Here is a 6509-nt window from a genome sequence, read left to right as displayed (position 1 = left end):
CCGCGCCCCGCCAAGCCCGGTCTCGGGCTTGAGCCGACTGCGACGTGCAGCGCGAGGAGCCGACCCACGTTTCGACTGTGAGCCACCAGACCGACTGGTGACGCTCGACCTCAGAGAAGCGGAGCGCTCCTGCCGAACGCCGTCATGCGGTAACCAACCCGCGCATATCAGTCTCGACCGCGCGTCGCCAAGACACGCTGCGAAGCAGTCACCCACCCGAGACCGACGAGGCGCCGCCAGGTCACCCGACCCGGCGGCGCCTCACCCTGCCCTTGACAGCCAGCACTCACATATCAGTCGAGCGGACTGCCCGGCGGGCTCGCCGGCGGGCGCTCCGTTCCCGGTCCGGTCGACCGGAGCCAACCATGCATCTTCCAGGCGGTCACGCCGGCCACGCCGCCGAGGACCGCGGTGGCGGGGCCCAGCGCGGTGAGGGTCGCGAGGCCGCCGATGGCGATCGGGCCCGCACTGGAGCCGATGTCGGAGAGCAGCCGCCACGCACCGAGGAAGGTGGCACGTTGCCGAGTGGGGGAGACGTCGGCGCCGATGGTCATGTTGGTGCCAGAGGAGATGCCGTTGCCCAGACCCATCAGGCACGCCGACATGCCGAGGGTCAGCCCGTCGGAGCTGAGCGGCATCAGTAGGTGCGCGAAGGCGAGCCCGATCAGCGAGGCGATGACCAGCGGTCGGCGCCCGAAGCGGTCCAGCGCCATCCCCGAGGGATAGAACAGCAGCGTGTCGACGGCGCCCGAGATGCCGAAGATCAGGCTGGCGGTGGTCGGCGACAGGCCGAGGTGATCGGCCCACAGCGGGACCAGGACCTGGCGCGACCCGCGCACCGCGTTGATCATCAGCGCTCCCACGCCGAGGGTCCGCAGGACCGTGAAGTTCTCGCGGACGACCGCGACCATGCCGTCTGCGCCGTCGTGGTGGCCGGTGTCGACGCCGGGGGCGCGCGAGACATCCGGTACGGCGAGCAGCGCGACGGTCGCGACGACCGTCACCACGACGTCGACCCAGTAGGCGCCGGCCAGCCCGAGGGGACCGATCGCGGCGGCACCCAGGAGGGGACCGATGAACATCCCGATCCGGTACATCCCGCCGAGCGTCGAGAGCGCCCGCCCGCGCAGGTGCGGTGGCATCGTCTCGGTCAGGTAGGCGTGCCGGGCGAGCCCCCACACGGCCGACCCGATGCCCGAGATCGCGACCCCGAGCCCGAAGACGGCCAGGTTGGTGGCGCTCAGCATGACCGCCAGAGAGACCAGGGTCAGCCCCGCGCTCACGAACATCGCCATCCGCTCGCCCACCCGGGTGGCGAGGAGCCCCGCTGGGACGTCTGCGATCACCTTCCCGAGGGGCAGCAGCGCCGCCACGAGCCCGGCGGTGGCGAGGGACGCCCCGAGCTCGCGGGCCGAGAGCACCACGGTCGGGGTGATCGCCCCGAGCCCGACGCCGTACAGCGCGCTGGGCAGGTAGACGGACGCTCCGAAGCTCCACCACTCCCGGGCAGAGGGCATGGTCAACTCCCTCGAGGGGTCGGGACGGACCAGGGGACCGGCGAAGACTGTGTGCTAAACGCATGCAATCGTGTCCCATTGCGCCGTGTCGAGGCAAGCCCAGCATCGCCAACTTCCCGCACTCTCGGGCTATACAGCCGTCAGATAGGCCTGACGCGAGAAGTGCAGGGGTTCTGAAAATTGCATGGAACAACTATTGACCGACCGTTGAACACCGCATACCTTCTGTATGCATAGGGTGTCGTGATGGACGTCACTGAGATGGAGTAAGGGGATCAACATGCGCTCGAAGTGGACTTCGGTGGTGGCAGTGGTTGGCATCGCCGGCACCCTGGCCCTGGCCGGTTGCGGGGGCGACTCCTCGGCCGAGGACTCCCCCAAGCTGGCCAGCTCGATCAAGGACGCCTGCGCACTGGGGGACAAGGAGAAGGCGGTCAACTGGTGGCGCTCCGGTGACGAGGCCGACCTGCGCGAGGAGATCGCGCCGTTCGAGAAGGAGCACCCGGACATCAAGATCACGATCGGCCTCTACCGGCCCAACGAGATCGTCCAGAGGATGAGCGCCGAGATGCAGGCCGGCAAGAAGCCCGGCGCCGACGTCGTGGACGGCGACCTGCTCACTCTCGACCCGCTGTTCCAGCAGGGCTGGATCCAGGACTACGACTGGGCCGCTGCGGGCACCCCGGAGGAGCACATCACCGAGGTCAACGGGGCGCCCGGCGTCCGCAACAGCCGCACCTACATCGGCCTCGCCTACAACACCGACGTCGTGCCCGCCGCCGAGGTCCCGAAGACCTACCAGGACCTGATCGACTCCAAGTGGGCGGGCAAGGTCGTCTACGACCCCCGCGGCACCTACCTCCAGGGGACGTCCGTCGTGTGGGGTCCGGACAAGGCGATCGCCTGGTTCGACGACCTCCTCGACACCACGAAGGCGGTCCCGATCGAGGGTGGCACCGCGAGCATCGAGGCGGTGGTCCAGGGCCAGTACGCCATGACGACCAGCGCCAGCCAGAACGACGCCCAGGCCAACATCGACTCCGGTGCGCCGCTCGGCTTCCAGCTGCTCGACGTGATCCCGGTCAACGACTACAACACCGCGCTGATCAAGGGTGCCGAGCACCCGAATGCCGCGGCCTGCTTCCTGGAGTGGTGGACCGGCCCCGAGGGCGAGGCCGGCCGCTTGAAGGTCGAGGGCAAGAGCAACGCCGAGGCTCCGGCGGACATGCCGGCCGGTTCCGAGCTCGCGGTCGTCGACACGCAGGAGGACTTCGACGCAGCCGACAAGATGGTGACGCACATCGCCGAGTCGAGCCAGTAGCTCTCGCGACCAGGAGCAGGTGTCACACCATGTCTGCAGTCACCGTCCGCAACCTCGAGCACCACTACCAGTCGAAGAAGAACCGTGACCGACCCCAGGTCGACAACGTCTCCTTCGACGTCAACAGCGGGGAGATGTTCGTCCTGCTCGGCCCGAGCGGCTGCGGCAAGACGACCATCCTCCGGTGCATCGCTGGGCTGATCAGGCCGAGCAGCGGCGAGATCGCGATCGACGGCAAGACCGTGGCCGGGCCGACGAAGTTCGTGCCCACCTACCGGCGTGACATCGGCCTGGTCTTCCAGGACTACGCGGTCTGGCCGCACATGACGGTCTTCGAGAACGTCGCGTTCCCGCTGCGGCACGGCTCGGCGAAGAAGCTGAGGCGCAACGAGATCCGGGACCAGGTCATGGCGTCGCTGGAGATGGTCAAGCTCGAGAAGTACGCGACCCGCGACGCCACGGCACTGTCCGGCGGCCAGCAGCAGCGCGTCGCGCTCGCCAGGGCACTGGTGCGCGAGCCCGCGGTGCTGTTGCTCGACGAGCCACTCTCGAACCTCGACGCCGCGCTGCGCGAGCAGATGCGGCACGAGCTGCGGCAGATCCAGCAGCGCATCCGGATCACGACGCTCTTCGTCACCCATGACCAGTCCGAGGCCCTCTCGATGGCGACCCGGATCGGCCTGATGCGCGACGGTGTCCTGGAGGAGGTCACGACCCCGCGTGACCTCTACCAGGCACCGAAGAGCCAGCACGCAGCCTCCGCGGCGGGCGCCGCCGTCTTCTACGAGGGCACCGTCGAGGCCGTCGAGGACGACGGCATGCAGCGGTCGGCCCGGGTCGGGACCCCGGTCGGCAGGCTGCAGGCTCGGACCCTGGGGCCGGTGCAGGTGGGGCAGACCGTGACCGTGGCCGTGCGCCCCGAGGACATCGAGGTCCACCCTGCGCCGCCCACGGACCGCCCGAACGTGCTCGCCGCGAAGATCACGAGCGTGCTGTTCCTCGGCCCCTCGGTCGACGTCCGCCTCGAGGTGGCGGGCCACACCATGCGGTCGACCCGACCGGCGAAGGGGTGGACCCAGGTCGAGGACGACAGCGCGTACGTCGAGCTCCCCGTGGACCGTGTCCACATCCTTCCGGCGTGAGCGGGCCGACCTGATGACGACCCTCACCCCCGTCGCCCCGCCGACGGGAGAAGCGCACGTCCGGCCCGCGCCGCGGCCCGGTGTGGGCAGGCGGATCGGCGCTTTCGCCCAGCGTCAGTGGCTGGCCCTGCTGGTCACGCTGATCCTCTTCTACCTGATCGCCGGCCCGGTCGGGATGCTGGTGGCCAGCTCCTTCCAGCAGACCGGGCTCTCCCTGCCGTTCGGACCGACGGCCCGCTGGACGACCCAGAACTACAGCGACGTCTTCACCAGCTCCAAGACCTGGTCGGTGATGGGCGACACTCTCGCCTACGCCTTGGGGGCGCTCGTGCTGGCGACGGTGTGCAGCATCGGCGCGGCCTGGCTGATCGAGCGCACCAACGTCCCGGCTCGGCGGCTTCTGTACGTGATCGTGGTCACCGGGATCGGCATACCGGGTCTGGTCTACGGCATCTCGTGGAACCTGCTGCTCAACACCAACAACGGCGTGATCAACCAGGGGTTCTCGGCGGTCGGGCTGCCGCAGTTCAACATCCAGTCGCTGCCCGGGATGATCCTCGTCGAGGGCATCCGGATGACTCCCCTGATGTTCCTCCTCGTGAGCGCGGCGATCCGGCAGATGGACGGCACGATGGAGGACGCCGCTGCCGCCAGCGGGGCCCGACCCCTCACGACGATGCGCAAGGTCACGATCCCGCTGCTCCTCCCGGCCATGGCCGCCGCCGCGATCTACCAGTTCGTGACCGCGATCGAGGCGGTCGACGTGCCGCTGATCCTGGGGCTGCCCGGCCACATCACGGTCCTGAGCACCCAGGTCTACCTCGAGGTGCACCCGGCGATCGGGGTGGCCGACTACGGTGTGTCCAGCACCTACGGCATGTTGCTGCTCGTGCTGGCCGCCGGTCCGCTCCTCGCCTACCAGCGGCTGATCAGCAAGTCGAGCCGGTTCGCCACGGTGACGGGCAAGGCCTACCGGCCGCGCCGCATCCAGCTGCGCCGGTGGCGCTGGCCGGCGTTCCTCGTGATGGTCTGCTACGGCATCGTCACCTTCGCCGCGCCCCTGCTGGTGATGATCTGGGCGTCGACCCAGCCCTACTTCAGCGGCTTCAGCTGGGAGGGCGTGCACCGCTTCACGCTCGACGCCTATCGCTCGGTCTTCGACTCGCCCAACTTCACCAACGCGCTGTGGCACACCTTGGTGATCGGGGTGCTCACCGCCCTGTTCACGATGCTGCTCTCGCTGCTCTCGTCGTGGGTGATCGTGCGCTCGCGGTCGCGGACCACCGCGCTGCTCGACTTCCTGGTCTTCGCGCCGCACCTGATCCCGAGCGTGATCGTCGGCCTGGCGATCGTGTTGATCTACCTGGTCGTCCCCGTGGGGCTCTACGGCACGATCTGGATCGTCGTGCTCGCGATGGTCACCCGGCAGATCGCGCTCGGCACCCGGATCACCACCCCCGGCATCGCGCAGATCCACGCCAGCCTGGAGGAGGCCGGCGCCGCCTCCGGCGCGCCGCCCTGGGTGGTGTGGTGGAAGATCCTGCTGCCCCTGCTGCGGCCGGTGATCGCGAACGGCACGCTGATGATCTTCGTCGCCGTGGCGCAGAACCTCACCCTGGCCCTGATGCTCGTGGCACCGGGCAACTCGGTGCTGGCGACCGAGATCTACAACTTCTGGGACCAGGGCGACGTGGCCAGCTCGATGGCGATGAGCGTGATCCTGACGGCCGTCACCGCCACCGCGGCGACGCTGCTCCGCGGCGGGGAGAGAGACGCGTTGTGACCGGTGACGACACCAGCACCGAGCGGGTGTGGGACGCCTTCCTGACTCCCCAGGACAAGGAGCTCGAGGCGAAGAAGGCCTTCCTGCCCAACGTCAACGAGATCGGTCACCGGCCGGTCCTGTTGCTCGTCGACCTCTACCGCAAGGCCTTCGGCGACCGACCGCAGTCGGTGCTCGAGGTGATGGACGACGACTCGGCCAGCTCGAACCTCGGGCTGACCGGCTGGGCGGCGCTGCCCCGGATCGTGGCACTGCTGGAGGCCGCGCGGGTCGCCGGCATCCCGGTGATCCACGTGACCAGACAGGTCGAGCTGAGCAACTGGAACCGGCTGACGGACCCGTCGGCGGTGCTGACCGGGGCGGCGGCCGAGGCCCGCGAGGCCGACTACGCCATCGTGCCCGAGCTGGCGCCGGTCCCTGGCGAGATCGTCCTCCGCAAGCGCTCCGCGAGCGCGTTCCCGACGACCGCGCTGCCGGCGGCGCTCAACCACCTGCGCGCGGACACGGTGATCGTGGCCGGCGAGTCGACGAGCGGCTGCGTCCGGGCCACGGTCGTGGACGGCCGGGACCTGCGCTACACGATGGTCGTGCCCGAGGAGTGCGTCTTCGACCGCACCGAGGCCTCGCACGCGATGAGCCTTTACGACATGCACCGCAAGTACGCCCACGTCGTGCCGCTCGACCACGCGCTGGCCTACCTCGCCGACCACCGTCGTACGACGGAGGCGGCAGCGGCTGGATGAGGT

General features: G+C 69.3%; 5 protein-coding genes. 4 read left to right on the top strand and 1 reads right to left on the bottom strand.

Translation table 11 applies throughout. The annotated features are described in order from the left end of the window. Positions 1–293: 293 nt before the first annotated feature. Positions 294–1517, bottom strand: coding sequence for an MFS transporter (locus tag G514_RS26120; protein ID WP_084152009.1), 1224 nt, complete (start codon positions 1515–1517; stop codon positions 294–296). A gap of 304 nt (positions 1518–1821) precedes the next feature. Between G514_RS26120 and G514_RS0110465 the strand changes: the two genes are divergently transcribed. The 4 genes from G514_RS0110465 to G514_RS29165 are packed head-to-tail and all read left to right on the top strand — an operon-like array spanning position 1822 to position 6506. Beyond that, entirely contained in the window at positions 1822–2838 is a 1017-nt protein-coding gene (locus G514_RS0110465) for an ABC transporter substrate-binding protein (protein ID WP_169576396.1), read from the top strand. Positions 2839–2867: 29 nt separating this feature from the next. Continuing rightward, positions 2868–3980, top strand: a complete 1113-nt coding sequence (locus tag G514_RS26115; RefSeq protein ID WP_051247305.1) for an ABC transporter ATP-binding protein — start codon at positions 2868–2870, stop codon at positions 3978–3980. Further along, on the top strand, positions 3958–5763 hold the full coding sequence (locus tag G514_RS0110455; RefSeq protein WP_084152005.1) for an ABC transporter permease: 1806 nt from the start codon (positions 3958–3960) through the stop codon (positions 5761–5763). Before G514_RS26115 ends, G514_RS0110455 begins: the two co-directional genes overlap by 23 nt. Next, positions 5760–6506: a cysteine hydrolase family protein gene (locus tag G514_RS29165; protein WP_051247303.1), complete on the top strand. Its 747-nt coding sequence runs from the start codon at positions 5760–5762 to the stop codon at positions 6504–6506. Before G514_RS0110455 ends, G514_RS29165 begins: the two co-directional genes overlap by 4 nt. Positions 6507–6509: the final 3 nt, after the last annotated feature.

It is taken from the genome of Nocardioides halotolerans DSM 19273 (assembly GCF_000422805.1).
GTDB classification, from domain to species: domain Bacteria; phylum Actinomycetota; class Actinomycetes; order Propionibacteriales; family Nocardioidaceae; genus Nocardioides; species Nocardioides halotolerans.
Note: the sequence above shows the minus strand (reverse complement) of the source record. Positions and strands in the feature narration are given on the sequence as shown.

Coding starts and splice junctions, on each gene's coding strand:
- G514_RS26120 (WP_084152009.1), bottom strand. CDS start 1,517: ATGCCCTCTGCCCGGGAGTGGTGGAGCTTCGGAGCGTCCGTCTACCTG.
- G514_RS26115 (WP_051247305.1), top strand. CDS start 2,868: ATGTCTGCAGTCACCGTCCGCAACCTCGAGCACCACTACCAGTCGAAG.